The sequence below is a fragment of the Cytobacillus sp. FSL W8-0315 genome (genome assembly GCF_038002905.1).
Classification (GTDB): Bacteria; Bacillota; Bacilli; order Bacillales; family Cytobacillaceae; genus Cytobacillus; species Cytobacillus pseudoceanisediminis.
Map to the genome: position 1 here is coordinate 3,812,602 of NZ_JBBOOC010000001.1, position 22,767 is coordinate 3,835,368.

Consider the following 22,767-nt stretch of genomic DNA (forward strand, 5'->3'; position numbering starts at 1 on the left):
GGACGGCTTAGTTTGATTTGATAGGGATTGGACGGTTTTAAAATTGCTAATTGAATAATGAGGCATTAGTATCGCCATATGTATGCTTTAAGGTGAAAACTGCAGCTTATTAATAAGGTGCCCAGCCCGTTAAACAGCCTTTTTAAAGCTGCATAGGGCATACACCTTATGTGAACCCACAGAAAAACCTTCCTGCCGGATGGATGATAAAAATTATTTTTCAAGTATGGCTTTGATTTTTTTAAATCCTTCATATTTGCTCTTCTCATCATCGGTTCCATCAATGGAGACATGACCTTATTAAACCCTTTTGGGTTCCCTTTATTTCTTAATGTCATGAGGGTATGATTTTCATCGATCGCTTGCCATGTATAGATAGTCTCCATTGGAAATGGTCCATTTGCAGTTTTCATTACCAATATTTCATCTGGAATATAATCAGTAATTTCGTAAACATAAGCAAGTTCCCGGCCAAGAAACTTCGCTCTAAAAGCAATCTGTGATCCTAGTTGAAGCGGTTTTGGTGTCTTCCACTCAACAGCATGTATATTGACATACCATTCAGGAGCATGATCGGGATTTGAAGCATACTCTGACACTTGTGAAGCAGGACAATTAATTGTTATTTCTGTGATTACATCTACCATCTTGTCCTCCAGAATAGTTCGATTCTACGTATTTTTTTAGCAGGGTTCCAAGCAGGTATTCCCATCCCTTGGAATGCTCCTCTTCCCATTGCTCCTGAATAACACCAGAGGCTGTATGGGAAAGCTGCAGCAGCGTCCCTCCTTCTTTCTCAAGAAGACGATACGTATAGGCACTGTTTACCGCTCCATGCATGCCCAGATGGCCGTGCAGCCGTATTTCTTCAGGCGCATTCACATAGTATACATTCCCCCAGACTGCGCCTTCTTTTTCACCCCATTTTTCGGTGAATTGCCCTCCTGGAACAGGCACAAACGTAAAGTGGGATGTTACTCCTTTTGGAGCTATGCGAAACTCCCACCACTCTTCCACCTTTTCGGTTAATGCCCTAAATACTTCTTCTCGTGGTGCATCAAGAAATATCTCCTGTTCAATGCGAAACTCCTTTGCTGAATCCATCGGTTTGTCTCCTCCTTTATCTTGAACGGCCCTCCGTAAATTCAACAGCGAGCTGGCTGCGGATTTCATGTATTTACCTACCCAGCGCTCATGCATTTCCTGAAGGGGCACTGCATTAAGAAAATGCCTTTTATATTTTCCTTCTCTCCGTACCAAAACTAATTTGCCTTCCTCTAAAATATTTAGATGCTTCATAATGGCATACCTTGTAACTTCAGGAAAATAGTCGTTAAGTTCTCCGGTCGTTCTTGGCGATTTCTTAAGAATATCGAGAATTTCCCTGCGGATTGGATGTCCCAATGCCTTAAAAACGGTGGAAAGCTCGTCGCTCATTACATCGGCCCTTTCGTTATAAATAAAAGTTTAATATGTGACGTTATGGTAACATGTTGATCATCACCAGTCAAGATAACCATGAAAACCCCTCTATCTAAATCCGTTGTTACTTATAAATTGATTTCTTAAATCCTAACGAAGAAAAGCCATGGAACTATCCATGGCTTTCTTCAATTCTTTTTTAATTGCTCTCAATTGGCAGCGTTTCTCTTCCAGAATTGCACTTCTGCAACTGAAAGCATAAGCGGCCCACTATGAGATTCTTCAAATATAATTTTGAACTTAACCATTTTCTTGCCGGATGGCATTTGAGTATGTTCAGTTAAATCGCAGGTTACAGATTTATCGCTTGACCCGACTTCCATTCTACCCAAATCATACTCATTCCCTTCTTCATCAAAAGCTTTTGCACGAAGGGCTTTTATTTTCCCATTGGTATAAAGCGGTCTGTTGAATACTTCAAATCTGGTAAGTTCTGTTGGACTATTAAAGCTGAAATCAACCTCTAATGGAAGAGAAATACCATCGGCTTCCGTAATGCTCCACTTAAGCTCAGCCAGGGAAGATTCACTTATTTCACCGTCAATTAACAGCGGGAAGGCTTCAGCACCATCCTGCATTTTATCTGCTTCACCAGATACAGCGATATCCCTTGCCGTCATGAGCAGTTCCTTCGGCTCTTCAGGCTGCTCGACTTCTCCAGGCTCTTCTCCAGGCTTTAAAACCTGACCGATTTCATCGATGGTATCAAAGCTTGTATTCACAAGCAAGGATCTCGTAATCGGTATATCAAACTCTAAATCTTTCTTCGCTTTTAGCTTAATGACTGCCAGAGTTGATGTGCCTTCTAACGTTTCAAAAGAACCTTTGTTTGAAAAAGCAGCCATAATTCTTTGCTTCTCATTGCCTATTCCTGCAAGAATTGAATAATTCAGCATATTCGCGGTAGAAGCAGCAGAGTCGGCAATTCTCTCGCCACATTCAGATCCTTCTAAACACTCTTTTACAATTTCATACTTATTTGGATCAATTTCAAGTTCAAGATTGAAGGCATTAATATCCTTCATCCCTGCACCTATTACCTCTACTGCAAACTCTTCCCCTGCTTTTAATTGCTGCTTATCAGGACGAATGCTCAGCAGTCCTGCTGCAGGACGATTAGTCGGCTGGAGCTGTGTCTCACCAAGCTGTCCTGCTACATACATTAAATCATAAGAATCAATCACGCCATTATAGTTAATATCCACTTTGGACACCTGATCCCAAGAAGTATCTGTTGTGTCCACACCCATATAACTGGCAAAGAAAAGCAGATCCTCTTCGTCGATGGCACCATTAGGTATGTTTTCACCGACTACCATTCCTTCAGATTTATCCTTTTTGTAAGGCCTGAATTCCTGTGCAGATCCGAATTTCCCCACAGCATCCTTAATCGTTAATTTAATATACCGTGCAGTTACCTCTTCGTTGAATTGAATCGTTTTTGTCTCATTGCTCCTAATAAAAGTCCCATCGGTAATAACATTTTTGTATGTCTTCCCATCAAGGCTGACATCCAGGTCATACTTAAGAATTGTTCCATTCCCTGCATCCGGCCTAGGCACATACTCCAGCTTATCTAATTGATAGGCAAGCTTCATATCAATCTCAAAGGTATGAGGAAGAACGTTTCCTGACCCCCAAGCTGTATGCCATTGTGTTTTTTCATCTCCGTCTACTGCTCTCGATGCTTCGCTCCCAGGCTGATTGCTTGAGGCATTGGCTGTCATATTCTTCGGAACGTTTCTGAATCGATCAAGCTTGGTTTTTACGGTTATTTCATCACTCCAGTCTGATGCACCCTTTGTATTAACTGCCCGGATACTATATCTGTATTCTGTGTCAAAGTTTAGATTATCGTGCTCGAAAAACGGCTTCTCATTTTCTTTTTCGAAATAAACATTTTTGTATATCATTCCATTAATTTTAAGGTCATAGGAAAGATTTTCACCTTCAACTTTATTCCAATTAAGTTTTATGCTTTTATCTGTAATATTTTCATCTGCGGCTCCGAGTCCGTAAGGCACATCAGGCACTTCTGTATCTTTTACTTCTTTCTCTTGCGTGTTGTTAAATCCATTTACCGTAAGCATCACTTGATTCTTGGTTATATCCGTTTTTGCAATCTTTACAAATAACTTCGGTGCAGTAGTTACCTTTGTTTTGGCGAACTCAGAGCCTTCCGTTGAATATTTATTAAGATTCGGACTTTCATTGTAGAAATAAACATTTTCAGAGCGGCTGTATTCTTCCTCTGTTAAAGCTTTTCGCAGTTTATTATTTTTGCCGCCAACCTTTACAGTTACAGATTCAGGCTGCTTTCGTGTATTAACGAGGAATTCGGTTCCTCTTTCCTTGACCATTCCTTTGTAGCCTTTTCCTTTTGCTTTATGAACGGTAATTTTTACTTTATCATTTGCTACGACAGATGAAATCCTGGTTTTTGTATTCTTCCCAGATTTGTAATCAGTTGTTTTACCGTCATCCTCATAAAGAGTAAATTCAGATTTCCCTGCTGGATATATATCAAAAATTCGATTTTCAGATCCATCCAGCTCATTAATCGCATTGTTTTCAGGAGCCATTGGGATGATAGCTCCATTTTTCACGAAGACTGGTGTCTTCCACAATGGGGCGTCAAAATTATTTAAAACTGCTCCGCCCTGATACTGCTCACCTGTAAAGTAATCGATCCAAACCTGTTCAGAATCCGGTAAGTAGATTCCGTTTCTTACACCAGCTGCATGATCCTTTTCATTGTAGACAGGCGCTATCAGTAAATTTGGCCCCCACATATATTGGTACTGTGTATCAGTGCCATACGTAAATGGATCTTCTGGATACTCCAGCATCATTCCCCGGACAGAAGGCATAGAGGTAGAAGTGGATTCTTCTGCAATCGTATAAATGTATGGCATCATTTGCGCTTTTAGCTTCAGATACATGCGGTTTATGGAAGTATAAGGTTCGCCATAATTCCAAGGGTTTTTGGATTTGCTGTAATCGTTTCCGGATGACGCCCATCCATCCATATCAATTTGAATTGGCGAGAAAGCCTTCCATTGAAAATCTCTTGTCTGGATGACTGGATCTCCTCCAAAAATACCATCCATGTCCGAACCAACATTCGGATTGCCGGATAATCCCGCTCCAATGTATGTTGGGATATGCATGCGGATGTATTCCCACTCCCCTCCATACTGGTCACCAGACCAAAGAGTGGCATAACGCTGGGTGCCTGCCCATCCATCGAGACTAATCACAAACGGGCGTGCTCCGCCTGAGTTTTCCTGCTTTTCGATTCCTTCAGCAGCCTGGCGTGTTGCGTTAAGAGCCATGGAATAGCCCTGTCCTACCCATGCAACATCCGTTTTAACAGCTCTTACTCCCGCCTTCACTTCACCATCAAGATCCCTTCGCAATGGGCTATCCTCAGGCAGGCTCGGGTCTGGGTATAAATTGCTTTGTGTCCAGAGGCCTACTTCAACATCTTTCTCATTTGCTTCATCCGCAAATTTCTCCAAATTCTCTAATCCACCATAGCCGCATCCATAACCGTCATTCGGCAAAAACCAGCCGAGCGGCATATCCTTCTCCACATATTGATTTAATGTATCCAAGCCTTTGCCAAGGAGGGTTCTCTGGTCTTTATGGCCGTTGTGAGTGCCATTAAAGCAATCTGCGTGCCCTAAATAAAACGCATATTCCGGCATTAATGCTGCTTCTCCAGTCAGCTCGGTATATTCGTTAATAATTTCCGGAATGGAGTCTTCAACAAAGTAATAAGCGTCAAATCTATTTTCCTCATGTGAAAAAGTTGCCGTTTTGGAAAAGTCATAGACACCCGGCTTAAACGTATTTCTCATCACTCCATATCCTTCAGTGCTCAAGTAGAACGGAACAGGGCTTGATGCTGCACCTGCATCCCATCCGCCTCCGATGGAGATATTTACTTTATTATTTTTGTGAGAATAGTAGCCGTTTTGCTGTCCTCCACCGTAAAAGTATTCACCATCTTTTGTATTAAGTGTCTGAACTGCGCTATTCGCTTCAAGAGAAAGCGGCTCCTTCTCACTCCAGATAACCTTGTTATTTTGTTTATTAATCATGCTCATTTTGGAGTCAGTTTTGGAGATTTTTAGTTCCAATATTTTTGTATATATCCTATAAAAATCGGAATCTTCTTTTACCTTTACGTTTACGGTTCCATATTCTTTTTGGTAGTCGTTTTTATCTTTATCCACGATTTTCGTCACATGGTCAGGCTTGTTAGGTGTTGGGTATTCAGGAAATTCACTGCTCGGATCCAGATGAAGCCTGAAAACATTGTCTTTCAGAAAGCTTAATTTAATTCCTTTTCCAGAAGAGAAATCAAGATAAATATCACTGCCTTCTTTTTGTATCCTACTAACTTTGCCGATGGAAGAAGTATCTGAATTTTCTTCAGCATCAGCCGCACTGAGTGGAATAAGCGATATGACCAAAAGGAATGAAAGAAATATAGAGGCAAATCTTTTCTGTTTATTTCGCTTTCTTAACAATATCCGGCACCTCCGCGATCTTTTGAAAAATTTTTATAAACTGCCTGACCAAGTTGAGTTTATTGAAATTTGTTCAATCAATGTATTCAAGTTTTGGAGATTTATATATCCAGTCCTCTCTTCCATTGCGTTTGCTGAGCCGCAAGCAGAAGCCAGGATCAGAGTATCCTTTACTGAATATCCTTTTGAAAGTCCAGCGGCAAAACCTGCAATAAATGAATCTCCGGACCCCACAGGGCTAACTGCCCGAATTTCTGCAGTTGCCACTTTCATCCGTTCCCCTTTATAATGAACGAATGATCCCCTTTCACCGTCTGAAACAATTACAATCTCTATGCCGTTCTCAGCTATCTTCTCCATCGATTTCCAGATTTCTGTTTCTTCCCGGCAGGGACGGCCAAGAAGCCCTTCAAGTTCCTCACGATTAGGTTTGATTAAATAAGGTCCATAAGACAGAGATTCGGCTAGTGCCTCTCCACTGGTATCCAGGAGAACTTTGACTCCATGATTTTTAGCCTCTTTTATCATCCATTGATAGAGGCTGTATGATACTCCAAGGGGCATTGAACCACTTACTATAAGGATTTGAGCTTCAGTTATTAAGATGCGCAAGCGCTGTTTTAACTCTTCCTGCTCCAAGACGGATATGAAGGGCCCTTCCTCAAGAATTTCTGTCTGATTATTTCTGTTGTCAAGAAAGGCAAGACACTGCCTTGTTTCCCCTGCAATCTTCACAAATTCATCACGGACACCAAGGTTTACCAGCTCATTCCGGATAAAATCCCCGTTGCTCCCCCCTAAAAAACCGGTTGCCGTCACACTTTCTCCAAGAATGCTCAACACCCTTGTAACGTTCAGTCCTTTTCCTCCTGCAGTTTTAAGGGGACTTTTCGTACGTGTGCTTCTTCCAATTTTAAGGTATTCCAGGCGGTAGACAGTATCTATAGCGGGGTTAAGGGTAACGGTTAGTATGCTAGGCTTTATCATTGCTGCCACACATAAGAATTTTTTCCTCGACTACCTTCTTCATCGCGTCTTTGCCTGGAGTCATATATTTTCGGGGATCATTTGCGTCCGGGTTCTCGATAAAGTATTGTTTGACCGCATTAGAAAATGGGATTTTTAGGTCTGTTGCAATATTTACCTTGCAAATACCGAGTTCTATTGTTCTCTTCACCATTGTATCCGGGATATCGGAAGCCCCATGAAGGACGAGAGGAATAGAAACCATGGAGCGGATCTCATCCAGCCTATCAAAGTCAATTTTAGGCTCACCCTTGTATAATCCATGTGCAGTTCCAATAGCAACTGCCAAAGAGTCAATCCCGGTTAACTCCACAAATTTTCCAGCCTGCTCCGGATTGGTATACTTCGCGTCCTTTTCATCCACAACGAGGTCGTCTTCTACTCCCCCTAGACGGCCTAATTCAGCCTCAACAGAGACCCCATATTCATGGGCATAATCGACAACTTCCTTTACTATCTTGACATTTTCTTCAAAAGGATGATGGGAGGCATCGATCATCACAGACTTAAAACCAAATTTAATATATTTCTTGATTTCTTCAAAACTCTCAAAATGGTCAAGGTGGAGAGCGATCGGAATCTCATATCTTTTTGCTGCAGCATTTCCAATTGACACCAAATAGTCACCGCCTGAATAAGAAATGGTACCTGGTGTGGAAGCCAGTATGACAGGTGAGTTCAATTCTGCTGCAGTATCCACCACCACTTGGAATGTTTCAAGGTTGTGGATATTAAAGGCAGGAATCGCATATTCTTCTTGCTGGGCTTTTCTGAACATATCAATGGTGTTTACAATGTTATTTTTACTCAATTTATTTTCTCCTCCATAAAAGCAACTTTTCCATTAACAAAGGTGGCTATTACATTGAATGCATCGTCAATAACAGCTGCATTTAACTTTTTTCCAATTTCAATGGTGCCGATTTCATGATCAACACCCAGCAATTTAGCTTGATTTATAGTAGCCATCGGCAAAATGGATTCAAGCGGCAGCCCTAGAACCTCCTTTGTGTTTCTTAAGCAGCTCATTAAATTTGCAGTACTGCCTGCCAGGGATCCAGTCTCCATTGTTCTGGCTATTCCGTCTTTTACTCTGACAGTTAGGCTTCCAAGCTTATACTTCCCATCCGGTAAATCCGCTGCGGCCATACTGTCGCTAATTAATAGAATCTGGTCTGCTCCTTTTGCTTTGTGAAGCAGTTGAATACCTGCTGGATGCACGTGTTCCAAATCAGCTATCAACTCGCAAAAAATATGTTCATTTGTCAGGAAAGCTCCCAGACATCCCGGATCACGATGGGTGAATCCACGCATTCCGTTAAACGTATGAACTGAAATACTAGCCCCGCTATCTATTGCCAGATTGGCAGTTTCATAGTCTGCATTGGTATGTCCCAGTGAGACAAGAATTCCCAGACTTTTCAGATAGGGAATAACCTTTAAAGCCATCTCCTTTTCCGGTGCCAGCGCTAGAATTTTAATCGTATTTTGGGATGCTTTAATTAACTCATCAATTTCTTCCATTGATATTTCTCGCATGTAATTCACAGGATGCGCGCCTCTGTGCTCAGAGGCTAAATAAGGTCCTTCAACATACGAACCGAGGATTTCTGCTCCAGCTGTCTTTCCTATTTGTCTGCCAATCTCGCTAACGGCAGCCTTTATTTTCTCAAAATCATGCGTAAGAGTTGTAGGCAAAAAGGACGTCACCCCATGCCTTGCAAGTGATATAGAAATCTCCTGCAAAGCTTCCGGCGCTGCATCCATCGTGTCATTCCCTGAAATGCCATGGATATGAATATCAATAAGACCAGGGATAACGGAAAATCCCGAGAAATCATGTATCTGGCAGTCTGGTTCCTCTTCCGTAATATCCGTTATGAATCCATTCTTATAAATCACAAATCCTGAATGTATTCTGCTGTTAGGGCCATAGATTTTATCTGCACAAATAGCCTCCATTAAATACCTGCTCCATCTCTCTTGAGGCGATCAGATTTCTGGAAACATTTTATCGCTTCTTTTCCTGAAGTGATGGCTATTTCTTTTAGTTCGTCTATGGAGACATTGTCTTTGATAATGGCGGTTTCCATAACCATTGCCAGATTTGCTCCGCCAATAACAGCAGTATCCTGTTTGTCGTTTGTTAGAGAAACAGCCGTTTTAAAGGGCGAACCTCCCACAAGGTCGCACAGAACGAGTACCCCATTGCAGCACTTTAAGTTTGCCAATGCTGCTTTCATCTTTACTTCAAGATCTGATGTAGATTCTGATTCTAAGAAATCAACATACTCTATACGTGGCTGTTCCCCTGCAATCAACTTCAATGAAGAGTGAAGACCTGCAGCAAAGGAACCATGCCCTGAAACAATTAAACCGTTCATTATTTTCCTCCTCACTCCCGTTTAAAGAATGGTGCCGAATGGGAATGGTATCTTACCAATAATGCCAATAACAACTGTAATCAGAATTAAAATAACAGGGGACAAGCCTCTTTTTAGCAAGTAATACATTAATAAGGTATAGCCTAACGGCAGCATGTTTGGCATGATCTTATCCAGCAAATCTTCCTGCAGGGCAATTTCAGCTTTGCCTGCATGAATGACCAGATTTGCCTTTAACTGCACAAATGAGGCAATAAGCCCGCCTACCACTGTCAAGCCAACGATAGAGGCAGCATGAGACACTTTCTTGGTGTTTTCTTTTAATGAGCTGATGGCATTGGTTCCAGCATTATAGCCATATCGCATAAGACCGAAGCGCAGTCCAAAATGGACGACATTGAATATAATAAGGAACACAAGTGCACCTATTGGATTGCCATCTGCTCCGAGCGAAGCACCTATACCAACACAAATAGGCAGAAGTGTTAACCAAAACAAGGCATCCCCGATACCACCCAGGGGACCCATCATGGCAACCCGGATAGCACGTATGGTATTCCGGTTTTGTTTTCTCTCCTCCATTGCGAGGACAATTCCCATAATGATGTTTACTAGAAAAGGATGGGTATTAAAGAATTCCATATGGCTTTTCATTGATTCACTAAGGTCATGCTTATTTTTGTGAACCTTCTTTAGTCCTGGAAGAATAGAGTATAGCCAGCCTGCTGCCTGCATTCTTTCATAGTTGAAAGATGCCTGAAGCAATAGTGAGCGCCAGACCATTTTGTTGAGGTCTTTTTTTGTAATTAACTGTTCGGCTGAAGAATCTTCATAAAACTCAGGATTGTTTGCCTGAACAGAAATTTCCGGTTCAATCGCTGCATTTTCAGATGCCACGGCCCCTCGCCCCCCTCATAGCAGCTCCCTGGCCGCCAGATGTTTTATAAAAGTCATACATAGCAATTGCCAGACCGATTAGCGCGACAGCAATAATCGGCATTTGTAAATAAGTAACAAGGATGAATCCAACTATAAAATAGGCAATATACTGTTTCTTAAGCATAATTTTTAAAAGCATGGCAAACCCAATGGCTGCCATCATACCGCCAGCTGTACCGAGACCTGCAATGATCCAGGCTGGAAGTGATTCGACTACATTCTTGGCTGCCTCAGCTCCAAAGTAGATCGGAAGGAATGCAACCACAAAATAGAAAACGAATAAAGTTGCTATTCCCAGGTAATTAATCCTGTCGATGCCTTTTGTATTTGCTTCTTCGGCATATTTATCCGCTTTATGCATGACCGGAGAAAAGGCTGTAAACATTAATGTGATGCACGCCTGGACTGCAACGGCAAATGGAACAGCAACTCCTATTGCAACCTGAGGCTCCTGCCCAGTCAAAATTGCAAATGCTGTACCAATTATTCCGCCAATAACTACATTTGGAGGCTGAGCTCCTGCAAGCGGTACCATTCCTGCCCATACTAATTCAATTGCAGCCCCAGTCATCACACCAGTAGGCAAATCGCCTAGAATTAACCCAACGATGACTCCAGTTACAATGGGGCGGTGAATGTGCAACAAACCGTTAAATAAGTCGATGCCGGCAATGCCAGCCCATATAGCAATCAACAATGCCTGAAGCAATATTTCCTGATCCATCCTTCACACCATCCTTTCCCTTAAAGGAATTTATAAATGTCATCCGGCCTTTCATCAGGAACACGGCGCACTTCGAGTTTCACACCATGTTCTTTTAGTTTGCGAAATGCTTCTTTGTCAGCATCATCAACAGAAACGGTGGAGTAAATTTGTGTCTTCCCTTCAGAATAGTGCATATTTCCAATATTCACTTTGTCGATCAGAACACCTCCTTCGACAAGCCTCAGGACATCCTGAGGAGTTTTAGAAACTAAGAAGATATATTGATCTTCTGATGCATCATGAATAATGTCTGCAGTTGCCTGGATCGAGAAAAAACGGACACCGATTGCTTCAGGGACTACCATTTCCATTAAGTCTTGCTGTACTTCATCTTCAGCTACCTCATCATTTGCTACAACAATGAGGTTAGCCCCAAGGTGATTAACCCAGGTAACACCTACCTGACCATGGACAAGCCGGTTATCAATTCGTGTCAATAAAATGTTTGGCACTTTGTATTCCCCCTCTTTTTTTAAAAGTTATATATGTTAACTCCTTTAACAACCCTATTAACTATTCCGGTTGGGCTAGGATTATCAGGTGTCACACCCAGGTGGATGGAGTTAAACAACGCAAATAACTGTCCGATAATTAAGTAATTCAATGCAATCAAGTGGTCTTCCAGGTGAATATTCTCCTGTTCCGGAATAATAAAGGCGCAGTCACATAATTCATCAATTCCTTCATCAATGGTGTTTGCAATTGCTACCACTGTTTTACTGCCGCCATCATTCTTTAACTCTTGCAATAAATCAATCTCGTATTTTCTGGTATAAGGATCATTGGAAATAAAAACGAAAATCAGGGTTTCGTCATCAACCAGTGACTTCGGGCCATGTCTAAACCCAAGAACCGATTCGTGAAATGTTGGTATCTTCCCGGAAGTAAGCTCCAAATGCTTTAAGCTCGCCTCCTGGGACAAGCCTTTTAAAGTTGACGAACCAAGATACACAACTCTTTTCTTATTGAGGCTGACAATACTTTTTAACGTTTCATATTTCGTGGTTAAAATGCTCTCAGCGTTTTTGGAAACAGCTTCTGCTTTTTTCTTTAACACTTCGAATCGATTTAACTGGAAAGTAAGGAGAGCAGAAAGGTACATACAGCTGAAAGAGCTTGTCATCGCAAACCCCTTGTCATTTGCTTTTTTCGGCATTAAAAGGAGCAAAGAATTTTCGTCTTTTCCAGCCTCCTTTGCAAGCTGTCCATCTGGATTGCATGTGATGATTATTTGGCTAACATTGTTGATCAGCTTTTTAGCCAAACTGTAAGTAGCAACTGATTCAGGGCTATTTCCACTTCTGGCAAATGATACTAAAACGGTGGGAACCTCTGGCTTCAAATAATTCAGCGGGTTTGTAACAATATCCGTAGTCGAAATTGAGTCAATTTGATAAGGGAGTTCTTTTCTTAAATGAGGTGTTAAAGTATCCCCAACATATGCCGATGTACCTGCTCCAGTAAAAATAATCCGTGCCTGTTTGGCAATCAGCTTTCGACTGATAAAATCCTTAATGACCGCTTTTTGTTTTTCGATAATACTAACTGTCTGAAGCCAGAGTTCCGGCTGTTGAAGAATTTCTTTTACAGTGTGCTGCGCGCCTTTTAGTTCTTCTTCGTGTAAATTTTTTACTGAACCCATAGGAATTCACTCCATTCTTGATATCTATTAACTTTCTTATAAAGGGCTGTTTCCCATCCTTTTTACCGAAGTTCGATACAGACATCCAAATAATCCGGCATCCGCTTTTAACTTGCTTAAATGCACCCTTTTTTCAATCCCCTCCTGGAGCGGGTTTTGCACTATATTTTTAAGTTCCTGTTTTATAAGATCAAGAAATTCAGGCTGGTTAATAATAACCCCTCCACCAACCACGACCAAATGTGGATCGACTATGGTAAATAGCTGATGTAATCCTCTTGCAATACACCTTGCAGCTCTATGAATCATCTCAGAGGCCTGAAGGTCTTCACGATGATATAGATCCATCACTTCAGCAACGGTGAATCCCGGGTTAAATATTTTATTTGCTTTTACTCCAATGGCCGTTCCTGAAGCAAGATTCTCTAAGCTTATGAGTTCATCCCCATTATCCAATAGGGTGAGTCCGATCTCTCCAGCAATTCCTGCTCCTCGCAAAAACTTACCTTCAGATAGCAGACATGAGGAAATACCCGTACTAATCGTTACATAGGCAAAAGTCTCCTTTGCCATTTTCCATTCAGTCCATTCACCATAAGCAGCCATATACACATCGTTATCCATCACTATTTCTGCATTAGGAAAAAATATCTTGAGCTTTTCTCTAAGGGGAAAATTCCTCCATGGCAGATTATTTTGATAAACAGCAAGCCCATTAACTGAATCCACTTTTCCTGGAATCCCCAATCCAATGAAGCTGATTTCTTCCGGTTTTAGTTTTTCGGCTTCCATTATTTGAAAAAACAAGGCAAGTATACGTTCAAATAGCGCATTTGCATCAAGTGATATACTGCCAGCCTGTACTCGTTGTTTTAATGTCTTTTCATTATCAGAAACAAAGGCAGCTGCGATCTTTGTACCGCCGATGTCAGCTACTAATGCTGTCATATTTCTACTCCCTTCTGAATGCTTTCAACAATTTCATCACAACCCGTCTATAGGAAGACGGGTTGTTGGTACAAGTTAATGGGAAATTTAACTCATAGCCTTGACACTATGAGTCATTAATACTTATTAGGTCAGTTCAGTATAGAAACGGCAGCGGTCACCGCGGACAATAGATCGGCAAAACTCTACAGGCCTACCTTCTTTATCAAATGCTGTCCTTTCTAATAGTAATGCAGGAAGACCTTCCTTGGTTTGAAGAAACTTGCTCTCATCTCCCCGGATTAGAACTGGTTCAAAAGCTTCTTTTGCTCGCGTAACGACAACATTAAATTGCTGATCGAGCAAATCATATAGTGATATCGAACCAACTTCATTTAACTTGGTCATATCAGGTACCGTCTCTTTTGTAAAAAAAGATGATTCCAGAATAAAGGGTTCGTCATTCGCACATCTCAAGCGTTTTAATTCAATGACATTGCTGTCATTTTTCATTTGCAGCCCTTCTTTAATTTTGGCACCAGGCTTGACTTCCCGAATATCTATAATAATGTCTTTAGGATTCATTCCATGTTCTTTAAGGACTTTGCTAAAACTATAAAAACCCATTAATGGCTGCTGAAACTTGGGCTTTGAAACAAAAGTGCCTTTTCCTTGGATTCTATACAGAACCCCATCCTGAACAAGCTCTTCGATCGCTTTTTTTACTGTATTCCTGCTTACCCCATACTCTACCATTAATTGATTTTCAGAAGGAACTTTGTCTCCAGTATTCCAATTACCATTGTCTACCGAATCCTTTAATATCTCTTTAAGCTGATGGTAAAGCGGGATAATACTATCGTGCTGCAATTGTTTCATTGAATCCATTTCCTCCAGTTCGTGCTTTAGCAATATTAATTATTTGAAAATTTAATTAAATTATACCATTTCAAGTTACTGTGTCAACCCAACAACCCGTTTTATAGGGTATCAATTAATGGGCATTTTCGATAAAAGTCTGAAATTAGCCCATAATCTATTACCCGCCTCCAATAAACACTATTCGAAGATGGATTGTTGGGTTAAGTGGATTCAAATAAAACTTATAGAAAACCAAAAGAGGAGTTTTTTGAATCTGAAAAAATATAAAATAATTTTCTTTTTATTTTCCTCCCGTAACAGCAATCCCTTCAATAAACTGCTTCTGCAGGAAGATAAACAAGATTAGCATTGGCAAGATGGCTAAGAATGATCCAGCCATTAGAATTGGGTAATTAGTCAAAAATTGACCCTGAAGTGAGGATAATCCCACTGATAGAGTCATAGACTCAGGAGAACTATTGACAATCATCGGCCACATCAATTCATTCCAGCTCCAGAGTGTTGTAAAGATCCCAAGAGCGATTAAACCCGGCTTTGCAAGCGGGAGCATCACCTTCCAATAAATTTGGAAATGATTACAGCCATCTAGTCTGGCTGCTTCCTCCAATTCTTTTGGCAGTCCCATAAAAAACTGCCTCAATAGAAACGTGCCAAACGCGCTGAATAAACCCGGTACAATGACGGCCTGAAGGGAATTGAGCCAGCCTAATTTCACCATTATCATATATTGCGGCAATAGAAAAACTTGCCCAGGCACCATTAAAACAGTAAGCGCTAACAAAAATAGAATGTTCCTTCCCGGAAATTCAATTCTGGCGAATGCATATGCAGCTAATGAACATAAGAACAATTGGCCGGCTGTTCGAAGAACTGTAATAATTACGGTATTGTACATAAATTTGAAAAAGGGCAGGAGTCCAAATACCTCTTTATAATTTCCCCATTGAAAATCTTCGGGAATCAAAACCGGGGGGACTTGAATCGACTCAGCATATGTCTTTAACGAGGTAAGGATCATCCATAGGAAGGGCAGAACCATTGCTGCAGCCCCAATAATCAGGATGAAATGGAAAAGGAATGTTTTACTTGTAATAAGCTTAATTGCTCTGTCCATCAACACCACTCCCTTTAATCATAATGAACCCACTTTTTCTGAAGAACCATTTGGATGGCTGTAATAATTAAAATGACCGCTAATAAAAGAACGGCAATAGCCGCAGCATATCCTTTATCATTTAATACAAATGCATGCTGATAGAACAAATAGACTATAGACTGTGTACTTTCAAGCGCGGTGCTGCTTTTCCCAATCATCATGAAAATCAAATCGAATACTTGAAAAGCACCAATCAGTGACATAATGGACACAAAGAAAATAACCGGTGAAAGCAGCGGCAGTGTAATTTTAAAAAATACAGTGACAGGGCCTGCCCCATCTATTTCTGCTGCCTCATAATACATCTTTGGAATACCTTGCAGCCCTGAAAGAAAAATGACCATATTGTAGCCAATACCGCTCCAAATCGCTACTGCGATAATCGAATATAAAGCAATATTGGGATCACTTACCCACTGTGGCCCGTCAATTCCGACCAATGATAATAAATAATTAAACATCCCATAGTCTGCGTTATATAGCCATTTCCAGACCATCGCAATGGCAGCTGGCATAGTGATGACTGGTAAAAAGTATAAAGTACGGTAAATAGATTTACCTTTGATATTCTGATTTAAAAGAACAGCCACAATAATGGAAAGGAAAATTCCAATCGGCACGGTAAAAATGATATAGATGCTTGTGTTTTTAAATGCTTGCAGGAGAGTTGCATCCTCAAGCAATCTCTTATAATTGTCTAAGCCTGTCCATTCATACTGTCCAAATGCACCCCATTCGGTGAAGCTAAAGTAAAAATTCTGAACAATGGGCCAGAGATAAAAAATAAACAATCCCAGCATTGTAGGTGCAATCATAAGATAAGCCCAAAAATAGTCTGAACGCTTCCTTGTTTTGGCGAGGCTCGAAACCTTAATCCTTTTGGCTGATTTTACTTCTGTCTGAAGAGGTACTTCCTTCAAAGTCATCCCTCCTTATAAGAATGGAAGAGAAGAATAGCAAAATCCTTCTCTTCAATTAGTAATTACTTGGACAATGCCTCATTTGCTTTCTTTGTCAGCTCTTCTGCTGCTTCTTCAATACTTATTTCCTCACTCCACGCCTTTTTAAGTACATCTGTTTCGTACTGCCAGATTTCCCCCGTGTTTTCCACACTTGGCAGAGGCACTGAATATTCTGCTCCATCAATAAATGCTTGAAGGTTTAAATTAGGGACTGATTCTTTCCATGCATCCTGTGTACCATTAAATGCAGGAATAACGGTTCCTGTCTTGGCATAGACTTCTGCTGCTTCTTTAGAACCAAGGAATTGAAGAAACTTCCAGGCTTCTTCTTTATGTTTTGTATTCGAAGATATTACATTGGAAAGCCCGTGAATAGAAACGGCACGTTTTTTCCCTTGTGGAACCACCGCTACATCTAAATCGGGATTTTTCTTATATTCAGGAACCATCCAAGGACCATCAAACATCATCGCTATCTTTCCAGAAGAAAATAATTCAGAAGCCGCCGTTTCGGTCATCTGTGCTTGAGTAGGAGAGAGTCCTTCTTTAATAAAGCTGACATTGTATTCTAATGCCTCGATTGCTTCAGGCTGGTCGAACCCTACAGACTTACTATCCTTAGAAATGATATAGCCGTCATTCTGCCAAATGAAATCATAATATCCGCCTTGATTCCCCATCAATGCCGCATAGCCCCAAATTCCCTTTTCTTTGTCAGTCAGCTGTTTTGCTGCTTCCTTCAATTTCTCCCAATCCCATGTTTCATCCGGGTAGGACACTCCAGCTTCATCGAAGATTTTCTTGTTATACCATAGCCCAGTTGTATCGTAATCTTTAGGGATCCCATAAATATCTCCATCTACCGTGTACAGATCAATCAATGATTCCGGATAATTATCTAAGCTATAGTTGTCCTTTTCCGCCATTTCACTTAATGGGAGAATGACCTTCCCTTCTGCATACTGAACAACGTGTGCACCATTCATCCATAAAACATCTGGCAAAGCACCTCCCGTTGCCGCTGTTTCGAGCTTTTGAAAGTATTGGCCATAAGGAGTGATTTCTGTTTTCACTTTAATATCCGGATATTTTTCATTAAATAGCTTAATAATTTCTTCAATCGCAGGAACCTGCTTTTTATCCCAAAAACCATACGTAATCTCAACCTTGCCATCTTTTTCTCCGCCGGATGCTGCATCACTATCACTGCAGCCAGATAAACCAATCAAACCTAATACAACGGTTACCAGCATGATGATCCATTTCTTCATCCCATTTCCCTTCTTTCCTAAAGTTTTTTGTTAACCTAACTCTAAACATAAGGGGTTTATCTCTAGATGAATCAAAATGTTATGGACAATATGACTTTTATAACGTTCACCACCTCCTTGGATAACGTTTTCCAAACACCCATTTTTCTGCATTAAGAACAATCTTAACTGGTCAAATATATTACAACACTTCTTAAAGAGCTGTGCTCACAAACTTTTAAACTTGTATATTGCCAATTAAACCAAGATAATATTCATCTATATTGATAGATTGTCCCTGGTTTAATCGTGACTCTTCCGCCGCGAATGCCATTAGATGACTTCTTACAGATGCGGAAACAGAAGTAACACTGTCATTTTTATTACCGTTCCGGACTTCTTCCAGGAAAAGTCTCATAATTCCGCGGTCTCCACCGCCATGCCCGCCTATTGGCTGACCAAAATGGATCACAGTTTCCTGCCTGGTTAGGAAATCATAAATTGTGATTTTATTTTCTTCCATGTTCCCGCGGATTTCACCTTTGGTTCCCATTATTTGTACGATTCGAGTTTGTTCTCTTGTAAAGCCGCACATGCTAAAGGTTGCAGTTGCCCCGCCATCGAATTCCATATTGACGACCTGATGGTCAACGACATTATTATCTGAACGATATACACACTTTCCATAAGGGGTTTTATTCAAGGCTTCAATTATGCCTTCATTTGTATAGTCTTCTGTGAATTTTTTTGCCCATCCTCTTCCTTCACCGAGATAATACCGTCCTGCATGGAATGGACACTCCAGCTCGGCAGGACATCCATCCAAGCATCGCAATGGGGCTCCTTCCGGGGCATTTTCCGCTTTAAAATGCATCAGGGATCCATACGAACTTAATCGTTTACATGGTTTTTCCAGTATATATGAAATGATATCCATGTCATGACAGGACTTCTGGAGGATCATCGGACTTGATTTTTCTTTGTTATTCCAATTGCCTCTTACAAAGCTGTGTGACATATGCATAACTTCAACATTTTCATTTAATTGAAGAGATACAACATCACCGATCTCCCCTCTGGAAATTACCTTCTTAATAGCTTTCCAAAAGTCGGTATACCTGAGCACATGGCAGATGGTCAGCTGCCGGTCATATGTTTTAGCTTGCTGTTCCATTAATATACATTCCACCGGGTCTGGTGACATTGGTTTTTCCAAGAGGACATGATACCCTTGCTCTAAAGCTCTCATGGTAACTTTGAAGTGATTTCTATCCAGGGTGCAGATAATGGCAATATCGGCAATTTGTTTGTCCAGCTGTGAGATCTCTTCCCATGATTCATAGCAATTTTCATTTGGAATCTGATGTTCTTGCTGGATTCTCCCTCTCCTTTCCTTATTTGGTTCTGCAACAGCAATAATCTTTAGTTCATGCGGATAATCGAGCGCATACGGTGCATATGCTCTCGCCCCTCTGTCTCCAGCTCCTATAAGGAGCGCTGTCATTGTCTTCATGTAAATTTCCCCTCTCTATTGAGCCAAATAAATCCGGAAATTTTCCGTTTTTTTATCCAAACGTTTTCCAAGCGTTTTTAAAAAAAAGAACCGATTAGGTCCGTTTTTTAGAAGATGATTCACGAATAACTAACTCAAATGGTAAAATAATTTTGATTGGCAGTACTACTTTTTCCTCTACCATTTCCATAATCGTTTTCGCGGCCATTTTCCCCATTTCATATTTTGGGATTTCTACTGTTGAAAGCGGCGGTGATGAATATTTCCCCATTTCAATATTATCCACTCCAAAGAAAGCAATATCTTCGGGTATTCTTAACTTATTTTCTATAACTGCTCTCATTGCGGCCAGTGCCATTAAATCACTTGCACAAACCATAGCTGTCGGCAAATCTCCCGGACTGCTTTTAATGAGCTGATTCATTCCCTCATAACTGTTTTCCATTTTCCATCTGGTATTGATAACCCATTCATCCCGAATAGAAAGGTCTGCTTCTTTCATAGCAGATTGATAACCTTTAAATCGTAATTCTTCATTTAAGTCCTGGAAGGCTTCATTTATTCCACCGCCGATAAACCCAATATCACGATGCCCCAGACTCACTAAATGCTGTACAACTTTTTCCAATGCGGTCACACGATTATAATCTATTATGGCAATATCTTTATCGGAATAGTAGAAGTCAAGTCCCACAACAGGAATCGTTTGCTGTATGTAATCAATTAAGCTCTCATCAATACTGTCTATCAGCAGCAGTCCTTCAATACCCAGATCATGAATGGTCTTAAGAAGAAGTGCTTCATTCTCAATCTCATCCTTCGTAATACTTATCAATGTATAATCATTTTCTGTTAAAGTATCACGAATACCAGTATAGATATTAGAAAAGTATGGGTTGATTTCAGCCTGTGTAGGATTGGCAACCCATCCAATTTTCATTGTCCTGGCATCACTTTTATTTTGTCTGTTGCTAACCAGATTTCTTGCATGCTGATTAGGTGTATACCCCAGCTCTTTGACAGCCTGCCAAATTTTATTTCTCGTTTCCTGGTTAACATTCCGTGTCTGGTCATTCTGAATGACTCTGGAAACAGTAGAAATAGAAACTCCAACATACTCCGCAATATCCTTTAATCTAACCACAAAACACACCTCTAGGCTGTAACTTCCTGCAGTAATCGCCGGAATTTTTTGAATTTAAATAGACTATAGCACCTGGATTTATTTTAAGTCAATAGCTTTTAATATTTATTTCTAATAAACTCCTTCCAGGCTGTAATCCCACCCACTAAAACAGTAGCATTGAATTCTTTTTCAGAAAGGACGGCTGCACACCGAGCAGCTGAATTTCCTGTTGTACATGCAACAATTATTTCTTTCCCCTGTGGCAAAGAGTCAGTTTTGGCATCGAAAGTGTGATTTAAGATATGTGTTTTTGGTATATTTAAACTTTCGATGTTAGAACCTTCTAAATGATACGCTTTGTATTTTTCCTCTGCTCTTACGTCTAATAAGGTGACATTCTCTTGCTTCATTTTTTCATATAATTCTTTTGGAGTAATTTTGTTAAGTGCCAATTTAATCTGCTCCTTCAATTTAACTTTAATTTAATTTTACGACAGATGGAAGGATTTCTCACGATTCAAAGAATTAAGATAGGACGTCCACGCTGCACAATACCATTTACAGTATGGACAGACCCATTTGTTTTTCATTTTTAAGCTTTATTATTCCCACTCACACCTAACACCTGTCTTGCCATCTCCACATATTCCTCCTCCCCGGAAACTATAGCAAACTCTGCTATGGCAACTGGAAATGCTGCTTCCAATTCAATGATGTGCTCTTTCATCTTAGGCCATGTGTATCCCCCTGCTTCCCGATATGCTTTAATGAGGGATTCAAGCCCATCTTCGCCGAATGCTTTATATTGGAATACAAAGTCATTTGATACATCTGAGACCTTTGCTTCAGTCCAATCTATTAAACCTGTTACATTTGCGTTTATATCAATTAAAGTATGGCCTGCATGTACATCACCATGAATAAACCCCGTTTCCATTGGCCACAGCTCATCATCGGTTAACCAGGCCTGCCATCTTCTCCACAGCGATTCACCTGCTCCGAATTTTGCCTTTACTGCATCCATGCGCTCTTTCATTGACTGTCTCAGCTCTTCTGGTGTATGAACCACCAATCCAGCTTCGGCCGCCTGATCCTTTGGAATACTATGAATATCAGCCAATGCCTTTCCAAGGGTTTCATGAAAACTCTTCGGCACATTATTGATATCAATTTCCCAAACATAGTTTTGAATTTCATGGTCGATTGTCCCGGCAGGTATTCCATTTAACTTCTTATATGCAATCAATTCATTCGTATAAATGGACCAGTCTGGTGCCTGGTAATTCGTTATGTTCTTATTCACCAAATCTAATGCTTTTTTCTCATCCTTCGTTCTTGGCATAACATCATCACGTCTGGGAAATCGAAGCACCCACTCATTTTCCTCCAGATCAAATGCAAAAACTACCTGAAAGTCCATCCCTGATTCATTAAATACTAACGTGTCTCCCTTAAGCATTAGACCATGACGTTCTGCAATTTCTATCACTTGCTTTTTCGTTCTACTCATTTTTTCACAACCTAACTTTTAAAAATAATACTGGTATTAAAGATTATCTTGTAAGTTCTTTTGCTGCAGCATTGAAAAGAATTTCCTGAACTGCTGGATAAATCTCCTCACCAAGATCTTTTTTATGAATAACCATTGCTAAACATGCTCGTATTACACCCGCGATTACTTCTACATCTTTATTTATGATTTTGTTAAGTTCCTTATTCTCCTTTATAAATTCCAAAAGGGGAACAATGCTTCTTAAAGTATTCGTTGCTGTATATTCGTGATTTATCTTTCGGGAAACCAGGTTGTATTCTTCCAGATTGGTGATTAATCTCTGTGTTAATACATTTGATTCCAGTGCAGAAGACATTTCATCAAGCAAAACTTTTATGGCTCTGCCTGTATCCTTTTCCTGTTTCACTTTTGGCCATACCTGTCTTTCAACACTTTCCCCTTCTAAAGTTAATAACTCAAGGTAAAGCTTTTCCTTTGATTCAAAAAATACATAAAAGCTGCTTTTGGCTATAGATACAGAAGATGTTATTTCTTCAATGGATGTATTTTTCAGCCCCTTTGCTATAAAAAGCTGATGTGCATTCCGCAGCATATCCTGCCTGATTCTTTCCTTTTCTGCTTCAGAAAATTTCGGCATCTTTTTACACCTCTGGCTTAAGAA

General features: G+C 40.4%; 21 protein-coding genes. All 21 read right to left on the reverse strand.

Going from position 1 to position 22,767, the window contains the following annotated elements:
- Positions 1 to 65 precede the first annotated feature (65 nt).
- Complete coding sequence (locus MKY20_RS19455) at positions 66 to 647, reverse strand: SRPBCC family protein (protein ID WP_341002523.1); 582 nt, start codon at positions 645 to 647, stop codon at positions 66 to 68.
- Positions 616 to 1,437: an SRPBCC domain-containing protein gene (locus MKY20_RS19460; RefSeq protein WP_341002525.1), complete on the reverse strand. Its 822-nt coding sequence runs from the start codon at positions 1,435 to 1,437 to the stop codon at positions 616 to 618. Before MKY20_RS19460 ends, MKY20_RS19455 begins: the two co-directional genes overlap by 32 nt.
- 194 nt (positions 1,438 to 1,631) lie before the next feature.
- Positions 1,632 to 6,020: a TIM-barrel domain-containing protein gene (locus MKY20_RS19465; RefSeq protein ID WP_341002527.1), complete on the reverse strand. Its 4,389-nt coding sequence runs from the start codon at positions 6,018 to 6,020 to the stop codon at positions 1,632 to 1,634.
- Positions 6,021 to 6,053: 33 nt separating this feature from the next.
- Complete coding sequence (pfkB, locus tag MKY20_RS19470) at positions 6,054 to 7,007, reverse strand: 1-phosphofructokinase (protein WP_341002529.1); 954 nt, start codon at positions 7,005 to 7,007, stop codon at positions 6,054 to 6,056.
- Positions 6,994 to 7,824: a tagatose bisphosphate family class II aldolase gene (locus MKY20_RS19475; protein WP_341003395.1), complete on the reverse strand. Its 831-nt coding sequence runs from the start codon at positions 7,822 to 7,824 to the stop codon at positions 6,994 to 6,996. The genes pfkB and MKY20_RS19475 overlap by 14 nt, the downstream gene beginning before the upstream one ends.
- Positions 7,825 to 7,853: 29 nt before the next feature.
- The gene (gene nagA, locus MKY20_RS19480; protein ID WP_217025190.1) at positions 7,854 to 9,008 is read right to left on the reverse strand and encodes an N-acetylglucosamine-6-phosphate deacetylase; all 1,155 of its coding nucleotides are present in this window, start codon (positions 9,006 to 9,008) and stop codon (positions 7,854 to 7,856) included.
- Positions 9,008 to 9,430: a PTS galactosamine/N-acetylgalactosamine transporter subunit IIA gene (gene agaF, locus MKY20_RS19485; RefSeq protein WP_019382001.1), complete on the reverse strand. Its 423-nt coding sequence runs from the start codon at positions 9,428 to 9,430 to the stop codon at positions 9,008 to 9,010. Before agaF ends, nagA begins: the two co-directional genes overlap by 1 nt.
- Before the next feature lie 21 nt (positions 9,431 to 9,451).
- Positions 9,452 to 10,327, reverse strand: coding sequence for a PTS system mannose/fructose/sorbose family transporter subunit IID (locus tag MKY20_RS19490; RefSeq protein WP_071156505.1), 876 nt, complete (start codon positions 10,325 to 10,327; stop codon positions 9,452 to 9,454).
- Complete coding sequence (gene agaW, locus MKY20_RS19495) at positions 10,317 to 11,093, reverse strand: PTS N-acetylgalactosamine transporter subunit IIC (protein WP_341002533.1); 777 nt, start codon at positions 11,091 to 11,093, stop codon at positions 10,317 to 10,319. The genes MKY20_RS19490 and agaW overlap by 11 nt, the downstream gene beginning before the upstream one ends.
- Before the next feature lie 20 nt (positions 11,094 to 11,113).
- Positions 11,114 to 11,587 carry a PTS N-acetylgalactosamine transporter subunit IIB gene (agaV, locus tag MKY20_RS19500; protein ID WP_341002535.1) on the reverse strand — a complete coding sequence of 158 codons (474 nt, stop codon included), beginning with the start codon at positions 11,585 to 11,587 and terminating at the stop codon, positions 11,114 to 11,116.
- Positions 11,588 to 11,607: 20 nt separating this feature from the next.
- Positions 11,608 to 12,777 (reverse strand): SIS domain-containing protein, encoded by a 1,170-nt coding sequence (locus MKY20_RS19505; RefSeq protein ID WP_019381998.1) that lies wholly within the window; start codon positions 12,775 to 12,777, stop codon positions 11,608 to 11,610.
- A 36-nt stretch (positions 12,778 to 12,813) separates the two neighbouring features.
- Positions 12,814 to 13,725, reverse strand: coding sequence for an ROK family protein (locus tag MKY20_RS19510; protein WP_217025198.1), 912 nt, complete (start codon positions 13,723 to 13,725; stop codon positions 12,814 to 12,816).
- Positions 13,726 to 13,851: 126 nt separating this feature from the next.
- A complete protein-coding gene (locus MKY20_RS19515) occupies positions 13,852 to 14,583 on the reverse strand; it encodes a GntR family transcriptional regulator (protein WP_341002537.1) in 732 nt (243 codons plus the stop codon).
- Positions 14,584 to 14,866: 283 nt separating this feature from the next.
- Positions 14,867 to 15,700 carry a carbohydrate ABC transporter permease gene (locus MKY20_RS19520; RefSeq protein ID WP_009330497.1) on the reverse strand — a complete coding sequence of 278 codons (834 nt, stop codon included), beginning with the start codon at positions 15,698 to 15,700 and terminating at the stop codon, positions 14,867 to 14,869.
- A 14-nt stretch (positions 15,701 to 15,714) separates the two neighbouring features.
- Entirely contained in the window at positions 15,715 to 16,668 is a 954-nt protein-coding gene (locus MKY20_RS19525; RefSeq protein WP_386850021.1) for a carbohydrate ABC transporter permease, read from the reverse strand.
- A gap of 56 nt (positions 16,669 to 16,724) precedes the next feature.
- Positions 16,725 to 17,975: an ABC transporter substrate-binding protein gene (locus MKY20_RS19530; protein ID WP_009330499.1), complete on the reverse strand. Its 1,251-nt coding sequence runs from the start codon at positions 17,973 to 17,975 to the stop codon at positions 16,725 to 16,727.
- A gap of 217 nt (positions 17,976 to 18,192) precedes the next feature.
- Positions 18,193 to 19,467, reverse strand: a complete 1,275-nt coding sequence (locus tag MKY20_RS19535; RefSeq protein WP_009330500.1) for a Gfo/Idh/MocA family protein — start codon at positions 19,465 to 19,467, stop codon at positions 18,193 to 18,195.
- A 94-nt stretch (positions 19,468 to 19,561) separates the two neighbouring features.
- The gene (locus MKY20_RS19540; protein WP_341002540.1) at positions 19,562 to 20,611 is read right to left on the reverse strand and encodes a LacI family DNA-binding transcriptional regulator; all 1,050 of its coding nucleotides are present in this window, start codon (positions 20,609 to 20,611) and stop codon (positions 19,562 to 19,564) included.
- A gap of 98 nt (positions 20,612 to 20,709) precedes the next feature.
- Positions 20,710 to 21,045 (reverse strand): rhodanese-like domain-containing protein, encoded by a 336-nt coding sequence (locus MKY20_RS19545; RefSeq protein ID WP_341002541.1) that lies wholly within the window; start codon positions 21,043 to 21,045, stop codon positions 20,710 to 20,712.
- 140 nt (positions 21,046 to 21,185) lie between these two features.
- Positions 21,186 to 22,103 (reverse strand): macrolide 2'-phosphotransferase, encoded by a 918-nt coding sequence (locus MKY20_RS19550; RefSeq protein WP_071156511.1) that lies wholly within the window; start codon positions 22,101 to 22,103, stop codon positions 21,186 to 21,188.
- 43 nt (positions 22,104 to 22,146) lie between these two features.
- Positions 22,147 to 22,743: a TetR/AcrR family transcriptional regulator gene (locus tag MKY20_RS19555; protein WP_019381990.1), complete on the reverse strand. Its 597-nt coding sequence runs from the start codon at positions 22,741 to 22,743 to the stop codon at positions 22,147 to 22,149.
- Positions 22,744 to 22,767: the final 24 nt, after the last annotated feature.